The organism is Corynebacterium sp. HMSC062A03 (assembly GCF_001811145.1).
Lineage (GTDB): Bacteria > Actinomycetota > Actinomycetes > Mycobacteriales > Mycobacteriaceae > Corynebacterium > Corynebacterium aurimucosum.
In genome coordinates this window covers 114,457-137,250 of record NZ_KV803680.1, presented here as the reverse complement: position 1 = coordinate 137,250, position 22,794 = coordinate 114,457, and the positions used below count along the sequence as shown (strand labels likewise).

23 protein-coding genes are annotated in these 22,794 nt (G+C 59.9%); 13 read left to right on the top strand and 10 right to left on the bottom strand.

Annotated elements, in window-relative coordinates; translation table 11 throughout:
* Window positions 1-68 precede the first annotated feature (68 nt).
* Window positions 69-1,088 carry a PAC2 family protein gene (locus HMPREF2781_RS07005; protein ID WP_070446755.1) on the bottom strand — a complete coding sequence of 340 codons (1,020 nt, stop codon included), beginning with the start codon at window positions 1,086-1,088 and terminating at the stop codon, window positions 69-71.
* Between the two features lie 352 nt (window positions 1,089-1,440).
* Between HMPREF2781_RS07005 and HMPREF2781_RS07000 the strand changes: the two genes are divergently transcribed.
* Window positions 1,441-2,589: a DUF4192 domain-containing protein gene (locus HMPREF2781_RS07000; RefSeq protein ID WP_070644935.1), complete on the top strand. Its 1,149-nt coding sequence runs from the start codon at window positions 1,441-1,443 to the stop codon at window positions 2,587-2,589.
* Here the strand turns inward: HMPREF2781_RS07000 and galE are convergent.
* The 6 genes from galE to HMPREF2781_RS12200 all read right to left on the bottom strand — a co-directional run bounded on the left by galE (window position 2,546) and on the right by HMPREF2781_RS12200 (window position 8,315).
* Window positions 2,546-3,529: a UDP-glucose 4-epimerase GalE gene (gene galE / locus HMPREF2781_RS06995; protein WP_070446757.1), complete on the bottom strand. Its 984-nt coding sequence runs from the start codon at window positions 3,527-3,529 to the stop codon at window positions 2,546-2,548. The genes HMPREF2781_RS07000 and galE overlap by 44 nt on opposite strands.
* A 4-nt stretch (window positions 3,530-3,533) precedes the next feature.
* A complete protein-coding gene (locus HMPREF2781_RS06990) occupies window positions 3,534-4,214 on the bottom strand; it encodes a metal-dependent transcriptional regulator (RefSeq protein ID WP_070446758.1) in 681 nt (226 codons plus the stop codon).
* A gap of 287 nt (window positions 4,215-4,501) precedes the next feature.
* Window positions 4,502-5,497, bottom strand: a complete 996-nt coding sequence (locus HMPREF2781_RS06985) for a sigma-70 family RNA polymerase sigma factor (protein WP_046648202.1) — start codon at window positions 5,495-5,497, stop codon at window positions 4,502-4,504.
* A 139-nt stretch (window positions 5,498-5,636) separates the two neighbouring features.
* Window positions 5,637-6,113: a D-aminoacyl-tRNA deacylase gene (dtd, locus tag HMPREF2781_RS06980; RefSeq protein ID WP_070446759.1), complete on the bottom strand. Its 477-nt coding sequence runs from the start codon at window positions 6,111-6,113 to the stop codon at window positions 5,637-5,639.
* Between the two features lie 98 nt (window positions 6,114-6,211).
* Window positions 6,212-7,753 (bottom strand): DUF7782 domain-containing protein, encoded by a 1,542-nt coding sequence (locus HMPREF2781_RS06975; RefSeq protein WP_210386017.1) that lies wholly within the window; start codon window positions 7,751-7,753, stop codon window positions 6,212-6,214.
* A 79-nt stretch (window positions 7,754-7,832) separates the two neighbouring features.
* On the bottom strand, window positions 7,833-8,315 hold the full coding sequence (locus HMPREF2781_RS12200; protein WP_141740731.1) for a DUF3099 domain-containing protein: 483 nt from the start codon (window positions 8,313-8,315) through the stop codon (window positions 7,833-7,835).
* Window positions 8,316-8,363: 48 nt separating this feature from the next.
* Here HMPREF2781_RS12200 and HMPREF2781_RS06965 point away from each other — a divergent pair, with 48 nt between their 5' ends.
* From HMPREF2781_RS06965 to dhaM, 7 genes are all read left to right on the top strand, one after another.
* A complete protein-coding gene (locus HMPREF2781_RS06965; RefSeq protein WP_012715089.1) occupies window positions 8,364-8,615 on the top strand; it encodes a DUF3039 domain-containing protein in 252 nt (83 codons plus the stop codon).
* Between the two features lie 102 nt (window positions 8,616-8,717).
* A complete protein-coding gene (locus HMPREF2781_RS06960) occupies window positions 8,718-10,508 on the top strand; it encodes a DEAD/DEAH box helicase (RefSeq protein WP_070446762.1) in 1,791 nt (596 codons plus the stop codon).
* 215 nt (window positions 10,509-10,723) lie between these two features.
* A complete protein-coding gene (locus HMPREF2781_RS06955; RefSeq protein WP_070644931.1) occupies window positions 10,724-11,170 on the top strand; it encodes a DUF2871 domain-containing protein in 447 nt (148 codons plus the stop codon).
* A 2-nt stretch (window positions 11,171-11,172) separates the two neighbouring features.
* Complete coding sequence (locus HMPREF2781_RS06950) at window positions 11,173-12,801, top strand: DHA2 family efflux MFS transporter permease subunit (protein WP_070446764.1); 1,629 nt, start codon at window positions 11,173-11,175, stop codon at window positions 12,799-12,801.
* 124 nt (window positions 12,802-12,925) lie between these two features.
* On the top strand, window positions 12,926-13,927 hold the full coding sequence (dhaK, locus tag HMPREF2781_RS06945; protein WP_070446765.1) for a dihydroxyacetone kinase subunit DhaK: 1,002 nt from the start codon (window positions 12,926-12,928) through the stop codon (window positions 13,925-13,927).
* A gap of 2 nt (window positions 13,928-13,929) precedes the next feature.
* A complete protein-coding gene (dhaL, locus tag HMPREF2781_RS06940; protein ID WP_070644929.1) occupies window positions 13,930-14,595 on the top strand; it encodes a dihydroxyacetone kinase subunit DhaL in 666 nt (221 codons plus the stop codon).
* Between the two features lie 3 nt (window positions 14,596-14,598).
* Window positions 14,599-15,309, top strand: coding sequence for a dihydroxyacetone kinase phosphoryl donor subunit DhaM (dhaM, locus tag HMPREF2781_RS06935; protein WP_070446767.1), 711 nt, complete (start codon window positions 14,599-14,601; stop codon window positions 15,307-15,309).
* 88 nt (window positions 15,310-15,397) lie between these two features.
* Here the strand turns inward: dhaM and HMPREF2781_RS06930 are convergent, their stop codons facing one another.
* Together HMPREF2781_RS06930 and ppgK are read right to left on the bottom strand one after the other, a co-directional pair.
* Window positions 15,398-16,867, bottom strand: coding sequence for an RNA polymerase sigma factor (locus HMPREF2781_RS06930; protein ID WP_070446768.1), 1,470 nt, complete (start codon window positions 16,865-16,867; stop codon window positions 15,398-15,400).
* Between the two features lie 201 nt (window positions 16,868-17,068).
* Window positions 17,069-17,866, bottom strand: a complete 798-nt coding sequence (ppgK, locus tag HMPREF2781_RS06925) for a polyphosphate--glucose phosphotransferase (protein ID WP_070446769.1) — start codon at window positions 17,864-17,866, stop codon at window positions 17,069-17,071.
* A 334-nt stretch (window positions 17,867-18,200) separates the two neighbouring features.
* Between ppgK and HMPREF2781_RS06920 the strand changes: the two genes are divergently transcribed.
* Window positions 18,201-18,491 carry a DUF4193 domain-containing protein gene (locus tag HMPREF2781_RS06920; protein ID WP_070446770.1) on the top strand — a complete coding sequence of 97 codons (291 nt, stop codon included), beginning with the start codon at window positions 18,201-18,203 and terminating at the stop codon, window positions 18,489-18,491.
* 64 nt (window positions 18,492-18,555) lie between these two features.
* Here the strand turns inward: HMPREF2781_RS06920 and HMPREF2781_RS06915 are convergent, their stop codons facing one another.
* Entirely contained in the window at window positions 18,556-19,083 is a 528-nt protein-coding gene (locus HMPREF2781_RS06915; protein ID WP_070446771.1) for a DUF3093 domain-containing protein, read from the bottom strand.
* A 113-nt stretch (window positions 19,084-19,196) separates the two neighbouring features.
* On the opposite strand from HMPREF2781_RS06915, the gene dut reads away from it, so the two are divergent.
* The 4 genes from dut to HMPREF2781_RS06895 are packed head-to-tail and all read left to right on the top strand — an operon-like array spanning window position 19,197 to window position 22,733.
* Window positions 19,197-19,673 carry a dUTP diphosphatase gene (gene dut, locus HMPREF2781_RS06910; RefSeq protein WP_070644927.1) on the top strand — a complete coding sequence of 159 codons (477 nt, stop codon included), beginning with the start codon at window positions 19,197-19,199 and terminating at the stop codon, window positions 19,671-19,673.
* 45 nt (window positions 19,674-19,718) lie between these two features.
* Window positions 19,719-20,633: a DUF3710 domain-containing protein gene (locus tag HMPREF2781_RS06905; RefSeq protein WP_070446773.1), complete on the top strand. Its 915-nt coding sequence runs from the start codon at window positions 19,719-19,721 to the stop codon at window positions 20,631-20,633.
* Window positions 20,634-20,688: 55 nt separating this feature from the next.
* Window positions 20,689-21,444, top strand: a complete 756-nt coding sequence (locus HMPREF2781_RS06900) for a DUF3159 domain-containing protein (RefSeq protein ID WP_070446774.1) — start codon at window positions 20,689-20,691, stop codon at window positions 21,442-21,444.
* Window positions 21,441-22,733 (top strand): class I SAM-dependent RNA methyltransferase, encoded by a 1,293-nt coding sequence (locus HMPREF2781_RS06895; protein ID WP_070644925.1) that lies wholly within the window; start codon window positions 21,441-21,443, stop codon window positions 22,731-22,733. The genes HMPREF2781_RS06900 and HMPREF2781_RS06895 overlap by 4 nt, the downstream gene beginning before the upstream one ends.
* The last annotated feature ends 61 nt before the right edge of the window (window positions 22,734-22,794 follow it).

Sequence of the window (22,794 nt, the reverse complement as noted above, 5' to 3'; positions counted from 1 at the left end):
GGCCTCCACCCCGGAGTCCCAGATGGCTGTCCTCGGTGCCTGTGTTCGTGCGGTAGATCTAACTGCGATTAGACGTCATCGTCCATATCCGAGCCGGGTCCTTGCTCCCGCCCATAGTTGTCTTCGCGGTCATCGATATCTTCGGAGAGGATATCCGGATTGTCGTCGAGGCCCGCCAGGAAAGCTTCAAAGTCTGCTCCGATCTCCTCACCAGTAGGCATGTGCTCTTCGCCAGGCATGATGGCCTGCGGGTGGCGGGAGCGGTAGCGCTCCATGTAGGCGTCGTACTGCTCCTCCAGCTGGTGGACCACGCCTGCAATTTCCTCAGAGTTGGTAACCTGCTCCTCCAACTGCTGGTTAACGCGAGTCACGTCTGCCTCCAAGCTGCCCAGTGGGATGTTGAGGCCAGCTGCGGTTGCCACCGAATCCAAAAGACGCAGCGTGGCCGACGGGTACGGGGAGGCGGCCAAGTAGTGCGGAACATGGGCGGTGTACCCGGCAACGCGGCGGCCCTTCTTGTCCAAGGCTCGCTCGATATACAGGGCGGCGGCGCCGGGGACCATCATGGTGGATTCCATGCGCACCATTGAGTTAAGGAGCTCCGGCGAATTGCCATGCGCTGTTACCACAGTGGGGCGGGTGTGCGGCACCGGCATGGGGGCCGAGTAGAGCATGATGGTGTTCTTGATATCGAATTTCTCCACCAAGTTCACTACCGCATCAGTAAAGGCCTCCCACCGCAAGTCCGGTTCAGGGCCCGAAAGAAGCAAGAATGGAGTGCCAGAGTTATCCCGCAGCACCTTGATACCCAAGTCAGTGTTCTCAATCTCCACCGTGCGGTCATGATCGATGGTGACGGCGGGGCGGCGCGAGCGGTAATCAATGAGCTCGTCATTGTTAAACGAGGCCAGCTGGCGGTTTTCCAAAGCGGCCTTGAGGTGATCGGCACTGGCTTCGACGGCTTGTCCGGCGTCGGCATAACCATTCATAGCAACGATCATCGTGGGGCCGTTGTCTGGAGTCGAATCATCCTTGATCACTGGAGCGGGATACTCCAGCTCATACATGCGGCGCTGTTCTTCCTGCATGGTAGTGACTCCTCCTTCTCATCGTGCGCTTCTTAACGAGCGTACGGACTTCATCAGCGTTCTGTGTCATGCAACGCTTAAGGCTTGCTGCCTATTCCCAGCTGAAATGGTGCTCCAAGGAGAACACAAACCCGGGAGGCTGCGTATGTGGGACTGCCTGCGGGAACTGGTGTTGATCGTACAAGCATGCCATATAGTCATTACTTCTTCCAGGCTTGCCTTTGCCAAGGTGTGGATAACCCAGTGGATTTCCATGGATTGAGTGGCAGTCCGGACTTGTTATCCACAGATATGCCGTGCGCGCCGGGGTATCCCTAGCGGTGGCTACCGTTGGTGGTTCAGGCTACAGGGTATGAACACTTTTTCAACGCACACAGACCGTACACCACCAATAACAACTCCAGGTCATCTTCTCGCTAACATCCCCGGCCTCTTAGGCTTCTATCCCACCGAATCAGTGGTGTTCATGGCCATCGACACCACTCCACGCGGCCCAGCCATGGGGCCGCTCGCTCGCGTCGACATCACGGATGCCCAAGGAACGATCACAGACATCGCACCGCTACTAGCGGAGCATGCCCGCGAAGGTGTCTTTGCCTTCCTCATCTCGAAGCAGCCTCTCACCGAACTGCGGGAAGTGTCCCACTGGCTTTATGGCCTGGACCGTGCTGAGGATGGGGTGGAGATCGACGCCGCGTGGTATGCCCAGGAAATCACCCAGAATGCGCCTTATATATTGCTGCATGGAACCGTCAACGCGGACGGTAGCGGGCCGATGAAGAAGTGGGTTGAGGGGACTATACCGGCGCTAACCGACGCCCCCTCGATGCGCTCTTGCGTCGACCACAATGTGGTACCTGAGCTAAACCGGGAGGATTTCTTTTCCGTCTTTGCGCCGGGGAATAGCTACCTCGACGCTGAAGAAGCTAAAGTCTTAGCGCAGCAAGCCCGCGATTCGGCAACGCGATATCGCGAGCAGGTGGCCGTTGCGCACGGAAAGAAGCGCAAAGACCTGCTGGATCACTTTCTTGAGGATGCCCAGTGGGCGCTTGACCAAGTGGCATCGGTGGAAGAAGCAGAACAGGACAGCAAGCTACTGGAAACCTGCGCAGTGTGGCTCGCGACGACGTGGACGCGCGACCTCGTAGTAGATATCTGCGCGAAGGCAGGCGAATCCGGGGCGGACCTTCTCCTCGCAGCGGCCCGCACATTCAGCGGGGAGCTGCGGGCGAATGCGCTGACCCTTTTCGCATTAGCGCAGTTGGAGCAGGAGTGGGATATCCTTGCCGGACCAGCATTGCAGCTCGTCACGGAGGAGTTTCCCAGCCACCGCCTCGGGGCGCTGCTGTGCCAAGCGTACCGCCATGGCCTGCATGAAAAGGTACGTGATTCGATTCATACAGGGGCGCTCAAGGCTTATGACACCGCCCTAGGGGAGGAGCCTAAAGAAAAGACGCTTAGCGCCGAGCGGAGTGAGCCCGCTCGCCGAGCTGCCGGGTGAAATTCCACGCATCCGTGACGATGGTCTTCAAGTCGGTGCGGCCTGGGTTCCATCCGAGCTCGGATTTAATCTTGTCTGAGGACGCCACGAGCGTCGCGGGGTCACCAGCGCGGCGCGGCGCAAGCTCTGCTGGGATGGGGTGTCCAGTGACTTCGCGGCAGGCCTCAATAACCTGCTTGACCGAGTAGCCGTCCCCGGAGCCCAGGTTGTAGATGCGGTGGGTGCCAGCGGCATTGCTCTCCAGCGCTAAGACATGGGCTTCGGCCAAGTCACGAATGTGGATGTAATCGCGCACTGCGGTGCCATCGGTGGTGTCGTAGTCATCGCCGAAGATGAAAATCTTTTCGCGATGTCCCAGCGCTACCTGCAGGACAAGGGGAATGAGGTGGGTTTCCACCTCGCGGTTCTCTCCGATATCGCCGTAGGCGCCGGCGACGTTGAAGTAGCGCAGGGAAGTCGCCCCCAAGCCATAGGCCTGGGCATAAGAAGTAATCATGTAGTCGATGGCAAGCTTCGATGCGCCATAAGGGTTCGTCGGCTGGGTGGGCATCGTCTCCGTGATCGGCACTTGCGCCGGCTCACCGTAGGTGGCAGCGGTTGAGGAAAAGACGAGGTTGGTGACCTCGAATTCACGCATAGCGTTGAGCAGCTTTAGAGTTGTGACCACGTTGTGCTGCCAATAGTCAGCCGGGGCCTCCACAGATTCGCCCACGAGGGAGCGGGCCGCGAAGTGCAAGACTCCTTCGAAACCGCCCTCAGATAACACCTCACGAGCGACATCGGCCACGTCGCCTTCGACAAGGCGCGCCTTCTCCGGGATGGCCTCGCGGTTGCCGGTAGAGAAATTGTCGATGATGGTGACATCGTGGCCTTTTTCAACGAGGACGGCCGCGCATACGCTGCCGACATAGCCGGCGCCGCCGGTAACTAACAGCTTCATCGGTTTAGTCCTCCTTGACGCGGATAGCGTGAGCAAGGTCGTCGACAAGCTCGACAGTGTGTCCTGATTTCGTTGTCAGCCTAATCGTCCCGCTCTCATTGACTACGGTGACGTGCGAGCCAACCTGGATTCCGCAGGCATACAGGTCGTGGAAGGTGGAATTATCAGCTTGCAAGACCTCATTGATTTGCACGATAGTGGCCTCGGTTTCTTGCCCCGTGGGAAGGTCGATGGCGCGCGTGCCCAAGTCGAGCTCTACCGGAGACATGCCCAGCTGTGCCAAACCGGGGATTGGGTTGCCGAATGGTGAGCGGGAGGAATCCTCCAGCACCGCGACGACTCGCTTTTCTACTTCTTCGCTCATGACGTGTTCCCACCGGCAGGCCTCGTCGTGGACCTTGTGGATATCAAGGCCAAGGACATCCGTGAGCAACCGCTCAGCCAAGCGGTGTTTGCGCATGACGTTGGTAGCTAATTCGCGGCCCTGCTGAGTGAGATCAAGGCTGCGGTCGGTGCGCACGTGAAGAAGTCCATCGCGCTCCATCCGGGCCACGGTCTGGGAGACGGTCGGTCCGGACTGCTCTAAACGCTCTGCAATTCGAGCACGCAGTGGGGTAATACCTTCCTCTTCGAGCTCGTAGATGGTTCGCAGATACATTTCCGTGGTGTCAACTAGGTCCCTCACGTGGGCTTACCTTTCTGCGTTGTCGGCGGTCCGTAGCCACATAGGTTTAGGCGCGGTAATAAAAGTGTATTAAGAGAATATCTTAAACAATAGCGCATTTTTCGAAAGCTGAGAGCGCGCAGCACTGTGCGTTCGACAGGGAGGAGAGGGGCGGGAATTAAAAACCGTGAGGACCACCGCGAGGAAAGAAAAAGCCATCGAGCAACGTCCTCTGCGGCCCAGCAGCACAAGTCAACTGGGCAGCAAAGGAATTCCTCAATGGCTAAGGCTGGGAAGTCAGCTAAGGCTTAGAGCGCGTACTCGCGGAGGCGGTCCGCACGGTTGCCCTCGCGCAACTTGGCCATCACCTCACGCTCGATTTGGCGAACGCGTTCACGAGAGAGGCCGAACTTGCGGCCAATCTGGTCGAGGGTGCGCGGGACACCATCGTCCAAGCCATAGCGTAGGCGGATGACATCCTGTTCGCGTTCCTCGAGGGAACCAATCACGGAGCGGATATCGGAGTGGCGCATGGAGGCCACCACAGCGGTCTCGGCATCCGTTGCCTCGGCATCCTCAATGAAGTCACCCAACGGGGCTTCCTCATCGGTACCGACCGGCATGTCCAAGGAAACAGGATCGCGGGACTGGCGCAGCAGCATCTCGATCTTGGACTCTTCGATTCCGGATTCCTCCGCGAGCTCCTCATTCGTGGCCTCGCGGCCCAAGGACTGGTACATCTCGCGTTTAATGCGGGAAAGCTTATTTACCTGCTCAACTAGGTGCACGGGGAGGCGGATAGTGCGGGACTGGTCAGCCATGCCGCGGGTAATGGCCTGGCGGATCCACCACGTTGCATACGTGGAGAACTTGAAGCCCTTGGCATAATCAAACTTCTCCATCGCACGAATCAGGCCCAAGTTACCTTCCTGGATGAGGTCCAGCAGCGGCATGCCGCGGCCGGTATAACGCTTAGCCAGGGAGACTACGAGACGCAGATTGGCCTCCAAGAGGTGGGAGCGAGCCTTCTTGCCTTCGCGGGCCAAAATCTTCAGGTCGCGCTTCTCAGCGCGGGTCAACTTTTCGGCATTAGCGAGCTTGTATTCGGCGTACAGGCCTACCTCGATGGCCTGTGCGAGCTCAACCTCGTCCTCAGCACTCAGCAGCGCAGTTTTGCCGATTCCGTTGAGATAAACGCGGACCAAGTCCGCAGAGGGATTGTCATTTGTTTGGTTACGGCGTGAGCCGCGGTCAACTTCCTGTCCGTCCTCGTCCTGGACGCTAGCAGCGGATGATGTGGCCATCTCATGCCTCCTAAGTTGCGGCTTGGTTCATCTCCTACAACGAGCTTTCGGCGCAGTTAGTTCCCGTGGCCCGAAAAATTTTCTAACACCCCGCGGGAAGAGTGAGGTTTTAGGCCATTTTGGGGGAGGCGCGCCGCACCTAGACCTCCACGAGCACGGTGAACGGCCCTTCGTTGACCGAGGAGACGCGCATCATCGCTCCGAACTGGCCTTCCTCCACGGTGATTCCGCGTTCGCGCAGGCGCGCAACTACACCCTGGATCACCGGCTCCGCGGCCTCGCCTGGGGCTGCATCTGACCACGAAGGGCGGCGGCCTTTCGCGGTTCGTCCGTAGAGGGTGAACTGGCTTACCACCAGAACTGGCGCACCACTATCGACCACGCTGGTCTCACCCTCGAGGATGCGCAGCTCAGCGATCTTGCGCGCCATCGTGTCCATCTTCTCCTCTAAAGTCGGGCCGTCGCTAGCGGTGGCGTCACCACCTGCCTCGACGTCCTCCCGCGACACACCAATGAGTGCTAGGACTCCGCCGGTGTCGGGGCAGGTAATGGACCCAACGACGTCGTTGTCAACGGTGACAGAGGCTTCAGAAACACGGGTTAAAACAGCACGCATGGCAGGGAAGTACACAACCTTTCTGTAGAGGAGTTCTTTCTCGGATGAGAAGTACGCGGGGATTGAAGGAGGAAAGAGGCTCTTAGTGGGGCGCGAGGCTACTCAGTGTTGCTAAAAGCTAGCAGCTCAGTCGGGATGAGAAGCCCGTGGCGGATAAGATCCACGATGGCCGGAAGTGCTGCGCTGACCAACTCGGCTTCTTCAAAACCCTGCGCGGCGGCGTAGAGCTCGATGGTTTCACCGATGCTCAAACCATTCGGGTTAAACCCGGCGACAATGGCCGCGAGATGCTCATCGACATCGTGCTGCCAGCGGGGGCCATCGGTACGGCTGAGCCGCAGTGCCGCGCGCTCAAAGCCCATGCCCAGGTCCCCATCGGGCAGCGCAACGTCCTCACGGGTCACCCCGGGGCGCAGCTGTACATGCTTAGTTTCTAATTCACCCGGCACCAGGTTGCGCAGCCATTCGACGCGCGCGAAGTATTCTTCCACTTCCGGGCCGAGCGGATCGATAACTGGCTGCGCCATGGTCTCCGCCAAGATATCCGAGGGCTCGTCCTCACCGATGCGCTGGATGGCCACGAAACCAAACCCGATTCCGGTGACCTCGTTTTCACGGAAGTGCTCCAGCCACCGGCGAGACCGCTCTTGGCCTTCAGGGCTGCGAACATCCACGGATTCATCGCTCAACCAGGTTGAGACATATAACGCTGGGTCCGCCACATCGCGCTGAATGATCCATGCGGCGACGCCGGTACCCGGTAGCCACGAGGCGACGCGCTGTTGCCACGATTCTTCGCCTTGATGCACCCAGGCTGCGAGTACGTGCGCTGTGCCCCCAGGGTTGAGATGCTCGACTGCCTGGGAGACCACCAGCTCACTTGCTCCATCCAGGTTGAGGCCGGAGTCTCGATAGACATGCCCCACTTCGGGTAAGCCAACCACGAATGGAGGATTAGCCACGATGCGGTCGAAGCGCTCATTCTCAACGGGTTCGTACCAGGAGCCGTGGCGTAGCTCAACGCGGTCTTCCGCCTCCGCCGCGAGGACGGTGGCGCGGGCGAGTTCAAGGGCTCGCTCATGGACGTCGGTAGCCACAATGCGTTGCGCAGAATCCAGCTGCCCAAGGACCTGGACGCCTGAACCCGTGCCTAAATCTAGTACTGATTCCACTGGTGTCGTTGGCGTTGAATGCAACAAGGACAGGCTGGCCGAGCCCACTCCCAACACATGCTCGGGGCCGGGGACGTGATGCACCAGAGATGCATCAACATCGGAGAACACGACACGATTCTTGCCCACGATGATGTGCGGTCGAATGTCATAAGCCACGTAGGCGGTGCCGTGTTCGTCGCTGAGCACGACACCGCAATCAATGAGTTGGGCGGCTAGGCGTGCTCCGAGGACGTCGGAAAGCAGCGTGGCTGGTACGTGTTCATGCAGCAAGAAGATACGGATGAGATGGTCCAGGCGGGAATCGCCGCTTGCTCCTAGCGCAACTGCGGCGGGCTCGCCGCGATGCAGGGCTTCGGTGTACTCGGGTCCCAAATGGCCTGCGATGCCATCCGCACTAAACCCTGCCTCCGCAAACACTCGGGAAAGTTCTGCCGCAACGTCCGCGATGGGGTGTTCCGGGTTCATCGCTGGGCCAAAAGGAGAAGGCTGCTGGGTGCTCACAAGAGAATCCTTAAATGCATCGGGGAGGGAATACAGTGATGTTCTAATCTTCGTGGTCAATAGTGTCAGCTGCAGTACTGTTTGTGTCTGCTCCTGACGAGGGTTTGTGCCGCCCAGGCGTGCTGGGCAGTTCACCATGGGAACCGCTGGTGAGTTCTTCACGTTGTGCTTGCGCCATTTGCCGGGCAAGGGCTGGTTTATAAACAGCTTTTTCGCGCTTGTCTTTCTTTTGACCCCGGCCATTGCCAATGACCACAGCGATCCAGGGGAGGGGGAAGGTGACGGCCACGACAAGGGCGGCGGGGATCCACCACTGCCAGACATAAACCATGGCCCCGGCTATCAGGAGGGATGGAACGCGCAGAAACTGCAGTATGGAGTAGATGATCTCGCGGCGATGCCGGTCCTGACCGGGGGCGAGTTTTGCCGTGGTGATGAGGTGCGTTTCGCGCCCGAATCGGCGTCCGCGCCGCTGCCCCGATCGTGGGGTATGGCGGGCGTTATCGCGCGAGTTCGAAGGGGTCATGCCTATCAGCGTAGCTGGAGGACTCGCCAACTTCGATACTGATGCGGCATGATAGTGGGCGTGAGTACGACGACTAAGACTATTGAGCGCCCTGATGTCCGCGAGGATACGTCGACCAACGACGACACCCCGAAGTTCTTCCACTACGTGAAGAAGAACCAGATCCTCGACTCCGCGGTCAACGGCAAGTACGTCGTTGCCCTGTGCGGAGAGACCTTCCCGGTAACCAAGCAAGCCAAACCTGGTTCGCCCGTGTGCCCTGACTGCGAGCGCGTCTATAAGAGCTTGCGCCGCCGTTAAGCTGCGCATCGACGTTCATCCTGCGTCGATGCCAAGCATTAGGGATAGAGAACTTCACAGAAGCGGGATGTTGGGATAACTAGAGGGGGATAGTCGCTGACCGTGTCTACACAGACTCCAGCACAGAGATTTGCCAATAACGGTTCGCTGCGCGTGTGGCAACGCGCTGCTTTGGATAAGTTCCTAGCCACCAAGCCGAAGGATTTCATGGCGGTGGCAACGCCAGGTGCAGGTAAGACCACCTTCGCCCTGCGGGTGGCCACAGAGCTTATGGCGGACCGCACCGTTGAGCGCGTCATCGTGGTGGTGCCCACCGAGCACCTCAAAGTGCAGTGGTCGGAATCCGCCTCCCGCGTTGGCTTAGCGCTCGACCCCAAGTTCACAAACTCCTCGGGAGTCAACCCCGCGATGGACGGTGTCGTGGTGACTTATGCGCAGGTGGGCATGCACCCATACAAACACCGCGCGGTGGCCTCAGCCCGGCGCACCCTGGTGATCCTCGATGAGATCCACCACGCCGGTGATGCCAAGAGCTGGGGCGATGGCGTGCGGGAAGCCTATGATGATGCGGAGCACCGCCTCGCGCTGACCGGTACCCCCTTTCGCTCCGATGACTCGCAAATTCCCTTCGTGCGCTACGAGGAGGATGGGGAAGGTCACCTCGTATCCCGCTCTGATCACACGTATGGCTATGGCGATGCGCTTGCCGACGGTGTCGTGCGCCCCGTCGTCTTCCTCAGCTACTCCGGCGAATCCCGCTGGCGTGATAGCGCCGGTGAGGAACATGCGGCCCGGCTCGGCGATATTCTCAATCCGGAGCAGACCGCCCGCGCATGGCGCACGGCCCTCGACCCGAAAGGCGAGTGGATCCCCACCGTCCTGCAGGCGGCGCACACACGGCTGATGCAGATGCGCCGCAACATGCCGGATGCCGGCGGTCTCGTGCTCGCTACCGACACGACAACCGCGCGCGCCTACGCCAAGATCCTCAAGCAGATTTCCAATACCCCCGTCTCCGTCATCCTCTCCGATGACCCAGGCTCCTCGGCGCGTATTGCAGAGTTCTCTGAATCCACCGACGAGTGGATGGTGGCCGTGCGCATGGTGTCGGAGGGCGTCGACGTTCCCCGCCTCGCCGTGGGTGTGTATGCCACCTCTGCGTCGACACCGCTCTTCTTCGCGCAGGCCATCGGGCGCTTCGTGCGTTCCCGCATGCCAGGGGAGACCGCCTCCGTCTTTCTTCCTTCCGTGCCGGTGCTCTTGGGGCTTGCCGAGAACATGGAGAAGCAGCGCGACCACGTCCTGGGAGGGGAGAAAAACCCCGACAAGGATGGCTGGGACGATGAGCTGCTCGAGGACGCCAATAAGAAGAAGTCCGAACCGGACATGCTCGAGCCTTCCTATGAATCCTTAGGCGCGGAAGCAGAATTTTCAGGACTGCTTTACAACGGCTCGCAGTTCACCACGGGCAATATCACCGATGAAGAAGAGGATTTCCTCGGCATTCCCGGGCTTCTCGACGCCGACCAGGTCAAGGACCTCTTGCGCAAGAAGCAGTCTGATGAGCTGGACCGCCGCGAGGCAGAAGAGAAGGCGCGCCGGGCTGCAGAGGCGGCAGAGGAGCAACGCCGCAAGCTCTACGGCACTCCGCATGCGCCCAAGCGCGGGGCGGAGGCATCGGCAAGCAGCACCGGTTCCCAGTCAGGTGTGGTGGATGAGATTTCCGCGTTGCGCAAGGAGCTCAACACAGTAGTGTCTATCACCGCTCAACGCACCGGCCGCCCACACGGCGCTATTCACACTGAAGCCCGCAAGGCTTGCGGCGGCCCTCCCACCGCGTTGTGCGACGCCGAGCAGCTCCAAGAGCGCATCGATTATCTGCGCAAGTGGTAGTTGGCGCCGCTGAGTAGGCGTGGATTCGGGGAAGAAGAGAGCTGCGGGCTGAGGGCTAGGTGCGCGATCAACTAGTTGGTTGATGTCAAAGTCAGCCGACCACTCGATGACTGTGCTGGCTGCGCCAAGCAGGATGGATACCAGAAGGCTTTGGCCGTGATAGATAACACCCTCGGTGCAGCAGCCACAACACCGTGGCTAGGAAGGAACAAGTAATGAAGTCCCTGTATAGAGCAGCTATTTTCTACCTCGTTATGGGGTTGGCAGCAGGACTATTCTACCGTGAGTTCACACGCGCAAATGATTTCCCGGAGGGCCAGTTCACCCAGTTGGGCGTGGCCCATACCCACCTCTTGGCGCTGGGATTCATGATGTTTTTGATCTTCCTCGTCGTGGACAAGGTATTCGGCGTCTCGCGGAATAAGAAGCTGTTTAACTCCTTCTTCTGGTTCTACAACATTGGTGTCGTGCTTACCGTTGGAATGCTCATCTGGCACGGCAGCCTGACCGTGTTGGGCGAGGAATCCACCGCCATGATCGCCGGGATTGCCGGTATTGGCCACATCCTCATCACGATTGGCCTCGTTCTCTTCGTTGTCGCACTTGGCCGCGCATTGAAGGAGCCGGCTAACTCTTCCACCCCGGCACCCGTGAGCGCCTAGTCATGTTGTCGCCCACAGCGGGTTCCATCACGGCGGTGCCGACCCGCCGTGACTGGATTAGTCTTGCGGTTTTGTCGGTAGGACTGGGCGTCATTGTCCTTGATGGCACCATCGTCGGGGTAGCGCTGCCGGCTATTATTACTGACCTCAAACTGGACATAACTCAGGCGCAGTGGGTCAACAGCCTCTACGCGGTAGTGCTTGCCGCACTGTTGTTGTCCACCGGAAAGATCGCGGATAGTTGGGGTCGCAAGCGAGCGTTTCTCGCCGGTCTTAGCATTTTCGTAGCAGGCAGCGTGTGGGCGGGTTTCGCGGACTCCGCAGGCACGCTCATTTCCGCGCGTGCAGTACAAGCAGTGGGTGCAGCGTTTATCATGCCCTCAACCTTGTCCACGGTGAACGCCGTTTTCCGAGGCAAGTATCGCGCGGCTGCATTCGGTGTGTGGGGCGCAGTTATCTCTGGCGCCGCCGCCGTCGGACCTTTGGCCGGTGGCGCGCTTACCCAGTGGGTATCGTGGCATTGGATCTTCCTGGTCAATGTTCCCATTGGCATCATCGTGGCTGTTGGAGCTGTGCTCACCGTGCGGGAAACCCGTAGCCCCGAAAAACGGCCCGGGGTCGACGTCGATGGCGCACAGTTGAGCGCGATTGCCTTCGGAGCCCTTGTTTTCGCGGTGATTGAGGGGCCAAGTCTTGGCTGGTGGACACCACAGTCCGAGCTGACGGTGTTCGGCTGGACATGGCCCACCACCGCGCCGGTATCTGCGGTGCCAGTTGCACTGCTCATCGCCGCGATCAGTTTCAGTTTGTTCATCCGCTGGGAGGAGCACCGTGAGCGAGTACAACGCTCCGCGCTGCTGGACCTGGGCCTCTTTTCCTACTCCACGTTTTCCTGGGGAAACATCACCGCGGGCGCGGTAGCTATCGGTGAGTTTGCGATTATTTTTATCCTCCCGCTGTACCTCATTAATGCGCTGGGCTTGAGTGTGATGTCCGCTGGCCTCGTGCTCGCGGCGATGGCAATCGGCGCCTTTATTTCGGGAGCCGCCGCACGGCATGTTGCTGGCCGCTTTGGTGCTCCTGGAACAGTGCTCATAGGTCTGGGCCTAGAAGTTGTCGGCGCGCTTATCCTCGCGATGCTCCTGAGTCCGGACACTAGCGGCTGGGTCATCGCGCTTCCGCTTGTGTTGTATGGCGTGGGCTTGGGGTTCGCATCTGCGCAGTTGACGGGCACGGTCTTGAGCGAGATACCGGTAGCGAATTCGGGGCAGGCATCTGCTACCCAGAGCACGGTCCGCCAGATCGGCTCCTCCCTCGGCACCGCGGTTTCTGGTTCCGTCTTTTCCGTCGCCCTAGCACTGGCGTTGCCGAAGGCGCTCGAAGACATCGACGTCGTCGGCCCAGCCGCAGATGCCATGGCGGAAGCTACCCGCCAGTCCGCGGGCTCGAGCATCGCAGGACTTCGCGCACAGGGCGCGGCTGGACCCTTTGGGGAACAGACAACAGCGTTGGTGCAGGCGTTGAGCGAAGGCATGAGTGATGCAGCTCGATGGTCGCTTCTGGCCGCAGTGATGTTCTTGGTACTCGGTGTCTTTGGTGCGTTGCAGGTTCAAAAGGCCGCGAAGAGCTAAGAAGGTGAGGCGGGGGCTACAGGAGCGTTACGCTGGTCTCGGCAGACCGTCCGGTAGCGAGGGTAGGCTCGGCAGCATTCCCAGAAGAGTGCTCGAGGGCAATGAAAACCTAAGGAGAAGGATGATGAAGAAGCTCATCAACTCGCCGGACAGCGTAGTAGAGGAATCCGTGGAGGGCTTTGCTTTAGCACACGGTGACATAGTCACTCGATCCACCGATCCTCTCTTTGTGTCCCGCTCGCAGAAGAAAGAAGACGGCAAGGTAGCCATAGTCTCCGGGGGCGGTTCTGGACATGAGCCGCTGCATGCCGGCTTCGTTGGCTACGGCATGTTGGATGCAGCAGTGCCCGGTGCCATGTTTACATCGCCAACGCCGGACGCAATCCAAGCGGCCACGGAGGCAGCTAATGCCGGGGCGGGGGTGCTCTACATCGTCAAGAACTACACCGGCGATGTTCTCAACTTCGACACCGCGGCGGAGCTGGCGGAATTCGATGATATTGAGGTCAGCCAGGTCATCGTGGACGATGATGTTGCGGTGGAGGATTCCACTTTTACAGCTGGTCGCCGCGGTGTTGCCGGCACACTGTTGGTAGAAAAGCTGGCGGGTGCTGCAGCCGAGCGCGGTGATGATCTCGCGGCGGTGGCCGCTGTGGCGAAGAAGGTGGTAGAAAACACCGCGACCATGGGCGCAGCGCTGAGTGCCTGCACGGTGCCACACGTGGGCAAGCCCTCCTTTGACCTCGGGGAAGACGAAGTCGAGCTCGGCGTGGGTATTCATGGGGAGCCGGGCCGCAAGGAAATTCCGTTGGTCTCTGCCGACGACGTAACTGACCATCTGCTTGATCCGGTGTTGGCAGACCTTAAGCTGGGTGATGGGGAGCGTACCATTGTCCTTGTCAACGGCATGGGTGCTACTCCGGCGTCCGAGCTGTACGTGGTCTACCGTCGTGTGGCTCAGCGTCTGAAGGACGCGGGTGTTAGCATCGAGCGTTCCCTCGTGGGTAACTTCGTTACTAGTCTAGATATGGCCGGTTGCTCCGTTACAGTCATGCGCGCGGACGAGGAAGACCTTGAGCTTTTTGATGCCCCGTGCCACACCGCTGCACTACGACAAGGAATGTAGATATGACCGACAATGCAACTTTGACAACAGCGTGGGCCCAGGCATGGATGAAAAACTGCGCCGCAGCGGCACACGAACACCGCGAGGAACTCATCGAGCTTGACCGCGCCATCGGGGATAGTGACCATGGCGCAAACGTCGACCGCGGTTTCCGAGCTGTCGCGGAGAAAGTGGATTCGGATATCTCACCGGAGACGTCTCACGTTGCTGATGTGTTGAAGCTGACGGCAAAGACGCTTATGTCCACCGTTGGTGGCGCCTCTGGTCCATTGCTGGGAACCGCTTTTCTACGCGCGGCTAAGGCCGCAGGCTCTGGAGAGATCGATGCGCCTACGACGGCCGCTCTCATTGAGGCCGCGCTTGAGGGAATAGCCACCCGTGGTAAGGCCTCTGAAGGGGAGAAGACGATGGTCGATGCCTGGGCGCCGGCCGCACGGGCCGCTCGCGCTGCGGCGGATGCCGCACAGAGCCCCGATCAAGTGCTGCGCGCGGCTGCCGACGCCGCAGCAACAGGCGCGGAAGCGACTATCCCGATGGTGGCCACGAAAGGCCGCGCTTCCTACCTAGGGGAGCGTTCTGCTGGACACAAGGATCCGGGCGCTACATCCTCGGCACTTTTCATCGCTGCGGCTGCGGGCGCCGCCGAAACCCTCAAGGAGGAAGCATAGGATATGGCACAGCCCCGCGTTGGACTCGTTCTCGTATCACACTCGGCAAAGCTCGCTGAAGGTCTGACTGAGCTTGCTGCTCAGATGGCTCCTGACGTGACCATCCTTCCTGCCGGTGGTCTGGAGGAGGGCGGCATCGGAACGTCCTTTGACCTCGTCGAAGGGGCTATCAGCCACGCACGTGGCCAAGGCCTTAGCGTGGTTGTCCTCACCGATTTGGGCTCGGCCACGATGACCGTTGAGTCCGTTCTCGAGTTCCTTGACGAAGACACGGTGACGTTTGTCGATGCCCCCTTGGTCGAATCCACTATTGCAGCAGCCACCGCCGCTCAGCAGGGCGATGGACTCGCCGCCGTGATCAAAGCCGCGGAACGCGCCATCGAAGTCTTCGTTCCGAAGCAGCCCTCAGCCACTGCGTCTGCAGCCGAGGATGACCTAGCAACAAACGCTGATGGGTACTCGCTGACAGTGACTGTGGCCGATGAGGCGGGTCTGCATGCACGTCCGGCGTCAAGGATTGCAGAGCTGGCGGCGGAAGCGGCAGGGGATGTCACCCTCTCCTGTGACGGAGAGTCGGCAGAGGCAGACTCTGCAATGATGCTGATGTCTCTCGGGGTATCCCAGGGCGCTTCGGTGACCATCAGCGGAGATGTTTCCGATAAAGACGTTATCGATCGGATCGCCACAGCCATTGAGCTGGGGATCGAAGGCTAGAAAGCCCTTGGGTTTGCCGGCTATATAGGGCAAAGAAAAAGCGGCGAGGAGGTTTATCCCTCCTCGCCGCTTTATTTCTTCAGTTTGCTTAGTCCAGGTAGTCGCGCAGCACCTGGGAACGCGATGGGTGGCGCAGCTTAGACATGGTCTTCGACTCGATCTGGCGAATACGCTCGCGGGTAACGCCGTAGACTTGGCCAATTTCGTCTAAAGTGCGCGGCATGCCATCGGTCAGGCCGAAGCGCAGGCGAACTACGCCGGCCTCGCGCTCAGAAAGGGTAGTGAGCACATCTTGGAGCTGGTCCTGCAGCAAAGTGAAGGACACAGCGTCGACGGCAATGACGGCCTCGGAATCCTCGATGAAATCACCGAGCTGGGAGTCACCCTCATCACCGATGGTCTGGTCCAAGGAAATAGGCTCGCGGGCATACTGCTGGATCTCCAGCACCTTTTCCTCGGTGATGTCCATTTCCTTCGCCAGCTCCAGAGGGGTAGGCTCGCGGCCCAAGTCCTGCAACAGCTCACGCTGGATACGGCCCAGCTTGTTGATGACCTCCACCATGTGCACCGGAATGCGAATGGTACGGGCCTGGTCCGCCATGGCGCGGGTGATGGCCTGGCGAATCCACCACGTGGCATAAGTGGAGAACTTATAACCCTTGGTGTAGTCAAATTTCTCAACGGCACGGATCAGGCCCAAGTTGCCTTCCTGGATGAGGTCCAAGAATGCCATGCCGCGGCCTGTGTAGCGCTTAGCCAAGGACACGACGAGGCGGAGGTTCGCTTCGAGGAGGTGGTTCTTTGCCTTGCGTCCATCACGGGCGATGGCGCGCATATCGCGCTTCTCCATGGGGGAGAGCTTGGCGGCCTTGTCGCCCTCGGCGCGGGCCTTTTCCATCTCATCCATGCGGTATTGAGCGTATAAGCCGGCCTCGATGCGCTTGGCGAGGGATACCTCCTGCTCTGCGTTGAGCAGGGCGACCTTGCCGATTTGCTTCAGGTAGGCACGGACAGAGTCTGCCGAGGCAGTTAGCTCTGCATCCTTGCGAGCCTGGCGCAGGGCTGCGGACTCATCCTCATCCCAGACAGATGAGCCGTCATCTTCTTCTTCAGAGTCCTCGCCCTCGAGGTCGTCATCGTCGTCACCGAACTCGTCGTCCTCGTCCAACTCTGCGTTGTCCGGATCGAAGTCGATATCGGCATCGTCGTTGGTTTCGGCATCCAACTCGTCGTTCTGATCCTCTGCGAGCTCTTCGGCAGATTCAGAGCTTTCAGGCGAGGTTGCCTTCTTGGCTGCCGACTTGCGCACAGTCTTCTTGGCGGTTTTCTTCGTCGCCTTCTGCGCAGACTTGCGAGTTGTCTTCTTAGCAGCCTTCTTGGCGGTCTTTTTAGCCGTCTTTTTAGCCGTTTTCTTCGCAGTCTTTTTCGCGGTTTTCTTAGCCGTCTTCTTGGCTGTCTTTTTTGCCGTCTTCTTGGCGGTCTTCTGTGCAGGTGCAGATGCCTCGGAGGCGCTCTCGCCCTCGCCGAGTACCTGGTCTGAAGAATCAGTGGCTGCCACGTACGCCCTTTCGACTTGCTCTTTGAGTGGAAACTATGGGGACGCGCAAGTTTATCGCGACTAGTCCCCGATGCTAGCCCGCCTCCGTAATGAGCAGGGGAGGCGCGCCGCTGGATATTCGATAATCGACAGCCCAGTATAGATCATTTTTGTCACTAGGCGGTGACTGGGGTCGACTGGGGAAGATAGGGTCTGCTCGGTTTATGGGCGAATGCCTTCCTTCGCTGCCATTGCGGCCCCGACGATGCCCGCGCGATTGCGGAGCTGAGCTGCAACGACTGGGGTTTCGATGCTCAGGTGCTCGCCCCACTTGTCAAACTTTCGAGAGATTCCACCGCCGATGACAAAAGCTGAGGGGTTAAAAAGCGCCTCGTATTCATGGAGTACTCGGTTGACGCGCTTTGCCCAATGCTTAGTCTTGAGCCCCTCACGATCCTTGACTGCGGACGAGGCTTGGTGCTCTGCCTCCTTTTCCCCGACGATGAGGTGGCCGATCTCCGTATTAGGGAAGAGCTGGCCATCTAGTAGGAAGGCAGAGCCGATGCCGGTGCCTAGCGTAAGGAAGATAACGGGGCCGGAGCGCGCGACGTCATCGCCGTAGGCCACCTCGGCGAGGCCGGCTGCGTCGGCGTCGTTAAGCACAGTACAAGGAGCAGCGAGGTACTTGCCCAGCAAGTCCTGTGCATCGACCCCGATCCATGACTTATCAATATTCGCTGCGCTGCGAATAATCTGTTCTTTGACCACCGCGGGCATGGTGATTCCGACAGGACCGTCCCAGTTCTTCTCAGCGACGATCTGCGCGATTACCGTGGCCACGGCGTCGGGGGTGGCAGGCTGTGGCGTGGCGATCTTGAGGCGGTCGCCGACGAACCCTCCTGTCGCGAGGTCTACTACGGCACCTTTGATACCGGAGCCTCCAACATCGATGCCGAAGGCATGGCCATGGTGCTGGGGGCTCGGATTCGTGTCCTGCTGCTGTGATTCTTGCACGGTCATACCGACAGTCTATGTTTAGCCGCCCGATGATGTGGTGATACTTCAGCATTTAAGCCGAAGGTGTGGGGGAGAATACTTCGATTTTCGCTGTCCGATGCATCGTGCCCCAATGCATATTGGGTGGGGTGTGAGGAGCTTTACCCAGAAAAATTTTCCACGATACGAAAGGTGCAAACGCACAGCTTAGAACCATGAAAGCAGGAGCGGAGGGGGTATTAGGGTGAGCCGCATGGTGCCCCCATGGCGGGGCGAGTGTGACACGCGGGCCTGTGTGGTTTAGGATGCCGTCGATAAATACACGTACCTATCTATCTGACTCACAGAGGCAAGCATTATGGCCACCGATTATGACGCACCGCGTCGCCGCGCTGAAGATGAGCTCGAGGCTGATTCCCTCGAGGGCCTGAAGGCGGCTGAAAATGACAACAACGGCATGGATGACGATGGCGAAATCGTCGAGGCTTTTGAGCCGCCGTCAGTAGACCTGACGGGCGAGGAGCTCAACGTCACTGTCGTGCCGCGCAAGGAAAACGAGTTCACCTGTTCCGTGTGCTACTTGGTGCAGTCCAATAAGCGCCTGGACCACGAAGAAGACGGGCAGCCCGTCTGCATGGACTGCGCTTAGCTCATTGGTCGGCCAATTGGTTGAACCAATGAGCTAACGAGCTTCCTGATTCTGCACGCGGCGTTTAAGCCTTGGCAGCAGCGGCCTGTTCGGGCACGAAGGCCGCAAGTAGCTCGTCGGGGTTCTTTGAGCCAATGAGCCAATAAGGTGTTGGGTCCTCTGGGTCATCGAGGACAAGCATCACATGTTCTGGTACCCAGCCATGTGTCACAAGGAATGCAGCGGGATCGAGCTGTGGGCCCAACGCATTGCGACGCGCGGTGGCCGGCACCGCGGTGCTTCGGGCGACAACATCATGTGGCAGCTGCGCATCCTTCACGGTGAGCCACCGCGTGCCGTCGGTATCCTGTTCCACCTGCACCACCGTGTTGGACCATGCTAAGAGGACCCACGCGGCGATGGCGCTGAGCAGAATAGCGGGGATGATGACCCACATGATTCCGCGGTTGAGGCTGACCGTGGCTGTAGAGATCACCACAACGGCGGCCGCCATCAACCACCAGTGCCACGGCACCCACTGGCGCTCGCGGTAAAGGATGACGGGGGATTCGGCAGCTGCCGAGGGGGAAGCAGACGAAGAACTCGAAGACATGGCCTCAGAGTCTAGTCGTCTGGGGAGGGGAGAACCCAACGCGCCGAGTAGACATAGCCTCCAGGCCCCAGCCCGTGGGTGCGGCACGGTGGGAGCAAGGTAGGCTGGGCCGCGTGAATGAGCAACATCCCCTCGTAGAACCGGTAAGTCCTTTTGGTCAGATTCAGGTAAAGCGCCTTGATAAGGAGCTTCCGCTGCCGCAGCGCGCCCACCGTGGCGATGCCGGCGCGGATCTCTATGCTGCGCACGATGTCACTCTGCGTCCCGGCCAGCGGGCTTTGGTTGGCACGGGTATAGCCCTTGCCCTGCCGATGGGCACGGTCGGCTTGGTTCACCCTCGGTCCGGCTTGGCAGCCAAGCATGGGATTTCCGTGGTCAACACGCCAGGCACCATCGATGCGGAGTACCGCGGTGAGGTTAAAGTCTGCCTTATTAACCACGACCCAGTAGAGACCTTTGAGGTTGAGCGGGGAATGCGTATTGCCCAACTCCTTGTGCAACGCGTGGAGTTGGTCGGTTTCCGTGAGGTTGAGGAACTCGATGAGACCGCTCGCGGTGAAGGCGGTTACGGCTCCACTGGCGTCAACTGACTCGAATAGACCAGTAACACACACGAATTAAGGAAGGCATAAACTATGGCGATGTGGCCCTTTGGCAAAAAGAAGAAGGACGAGAATAAGACCGAGGACGCGGGGAAGAACCCAGATCTCCGTCAGGACGAGGCTGCTCCGGAGGCAGCAGAGACCGTAGCCGATACCGCTGCCACGGCTCCTGCCGAATCCAGCGCTGGCCTAGTCCGCGAAGCCAACGATGATTCTCATGGTGTTACCGGGATTAAGGCCGTGGCACATGATGCCATCAACGGGGAAATGGGGCCCTACGACGGCGATAACGTTGATATTGCCGAGTTCAACTTTGAGGACTTCTCGGTTGGTTTGCTGGACCTGGGTTCCATGCGCATCCCGCTGCCGAAGGGCTCGCAGGTCCAGGTGGAGATGGGCCAAGACGGCCCGCGCATGCTCCACATCCTTACGCCGCACGGCCGCATGACCCCCGTAGCCTTTGCCGCGCCGCGCACGCCAGGGCAATGGGCGGAATCTGCGGAGGATATCGTCCAAGGCTTGGAAGCCGATGGTTTTGCCGCGCACCCAGAGGACGGGCCTTGGGGATCTGAAATTGTTGGATCCAGCGACAAAGGCGGGATCCGCATTATCGGCGTGGAGGGGCCGCGGTGGATGTACCGATTGACCCTGGCCGCCCCGGCGGGCAAGGAAGAAGAGCTCGCAAAGCTGGGGCGTGAAGTCGTCGCCCGTACCTTCATCTACCGTGGTGAGGAGCCTATCCTGGCCGGAAGTTCGCTTCCTGTTATGCTGCCGCAGCAACTGGCTGAGCAAGTTCAGCAGGCCCTGAAGGAGCGCCAGCAGCAGGCTGCCGATGCCGACAACACTGCAACACCGGAGGCCGCATCAGCTACCGAAGGCGTCGAGAACGCCGCGGAGGCCCAAGCCCGCGAACAGCTGCGGGAGCTCGAAGACAACGAGAAGAACTAAAACTTTAAACGTTGTTTTCTCTCCCCGGCACTAGCGAAAAGGATTCTTAAAACACGTGACCACCCCTACGCCTGAAGAGCACGATTTCACTGAGCGCGGCGCCGCCCCTAGCCCCGCAGATACCGCGGGGCCGAGTACCGATACGTCACCGCAGGCAACGGCCGTGGTCCCGGATGCCGAGGTGGAACCATCGTTGCTCGAACAGATGGGAGGCCTGACTGGGCTCGTGTCCGCGACCCTACCGGTGCTGGTTCTCATCCCAGTCAACAACGTCTGGGGTCTGGGACCAGCGCTGGCTGCGGCGCTCGGCGTGGCATTGGCCATTAGCGTGTGGCGTTTGGCCCGCAAAGAGACCCTGCAGCCGGCTGTTTCCGGCCTGTTGGGCGTAGCTATCTGCGCCGCTATTGCCTGGTTTACAGGGGATGCCAAGGGCTATTTCCTTTATGGAATCTGGATGTCGCTCGTGCTGTTCATCGTGGCGGTGGTCTCTATCATCGCGCGCTGGCCACTCGTGGGCGTGGTCTGGAAGGGCCTGAACGGCGATGACATGGGGTGGCGCACAGTACCGAAGGCACGGCGGGCCTATGCCTTAGCAACAGCGGGGTGGGCCGCAGTCTTCATCGCCCGGTTCATAGTGCAGCGCGCGCTGTACGACGCCGACGAGACCACAACCCTCGGCATCGTCCGCATCCTCATGGGCTGGCCGCTGACCGGTATCGTCACCATCTTGACTGTTTGGATGGTGCGTCGCGCCAACGCTGTTGTTGAGGAAGCGCAGGGCTCCGGAATTACACAAGGAGAAAACTCATGACTAAGACTGAGCGGAACGCTGAGAGCGCAGCCATCACCAAAGGCCAGTCTTTCGGTACCTCCATCGAGCGCATGGGGCACGGCGGTGTCGGAATCGGCGCAGCACCCGACGGGCGTGTGTGTTTTGTCCCCGGCGCTTTTCCCGGAGACCAGGTAGCAGTGACGGCTACCAAGGTGAAGAAATCTTTCGTGGAAGCCGAAATTGATGCTGTGCTCAAGGCAAGCCCTGACCGCGTTGAATCTGCCTGCCCGGCGGCACAGCGTGGTGCCGGGTGCTGCGACTTCGCTGAGCTAGACCTAGCGGCGGAGCCGGGAATCAAGGTCGCAGTCTTGCGGGATCAGCTGCGCCGGGTAGGACGCCTTGAGAGTATTCCAGAAATTGAGCCTATTGATGTGGCGCCCCAGCGAGGGTGGCGCACGCGGGTCCGGTTGGGCGTCGACCAGCAAGGCCGTGCTGGTGTGCGCAAGCGCGGATCCACAGAACTGGTTACGGACGTGGCGTGCAGCCAGCTAGTACCGGGCCTTGTCAGCGGTCTGGTCGGTCCTGGAGCCCGCACATTTAGCCCTGGCGCGGAGGTCATTGCGGTCATGGACAGCGACGGTAACCGCCACGTCGTGGAAACCCGGAAGGCGCCGCGCGGCCGGAGGATCGAGACTATTCGGGAGACCATCGAGGCGCCGACGCAAGACGTAGTTCAACGCGCTGATGGCCACGAGTTTCAATTCCCATCCACCGCCTTTTGGCAAGCACACATCGGCGCACCTGATGTCTACACACGGCTTGCGCGTCAGTGGCTCGCGGCTGAAGGCGAGGCCGAAGAACACGAAGCAACGAAGGGATCCGAGGTCACAGCAGTAGCGTGGGATCTCTACGGAGGAGTAGGGCTATTCGTTCCCGCGCTGGCTGAAGTCACTGCACCTGAGGGTGGGCACGCCACGGTGTATTCCGTCGATTACTCGCCGGCGGCTGCGGCAGCGCAGCCGGGCCTTTCAGGAATTGATGTGCACTTCCGGACAGCTAAGGTGGAGCAGGCCGCAAGCCAGCTGCCGCGGCCAACAACGGTCATTTTGGATCCTCCGCGTACCGGTGCGGGTGTTGAGGTGGTGGACGCCATTGCCGCTGCGGCGCCGCAGCGCGTCCTCCACATTGGCTGTGACCCCGCTACGTTTGCGCGTGATATCGCTGCATGGTCCGAGCGCGGCTACCGCATGGAGCGCCTAGCTATGGTGAATGCCTTTCCGGGAACACACCATTTTGAGACCTTGGCGCTGCTGGTTCCTGCGGCATAAGGCAGGATGCATCCGCGGCGGAAGATCCCGGGGTAATGATTGACGTGTCACGCGTATAAGC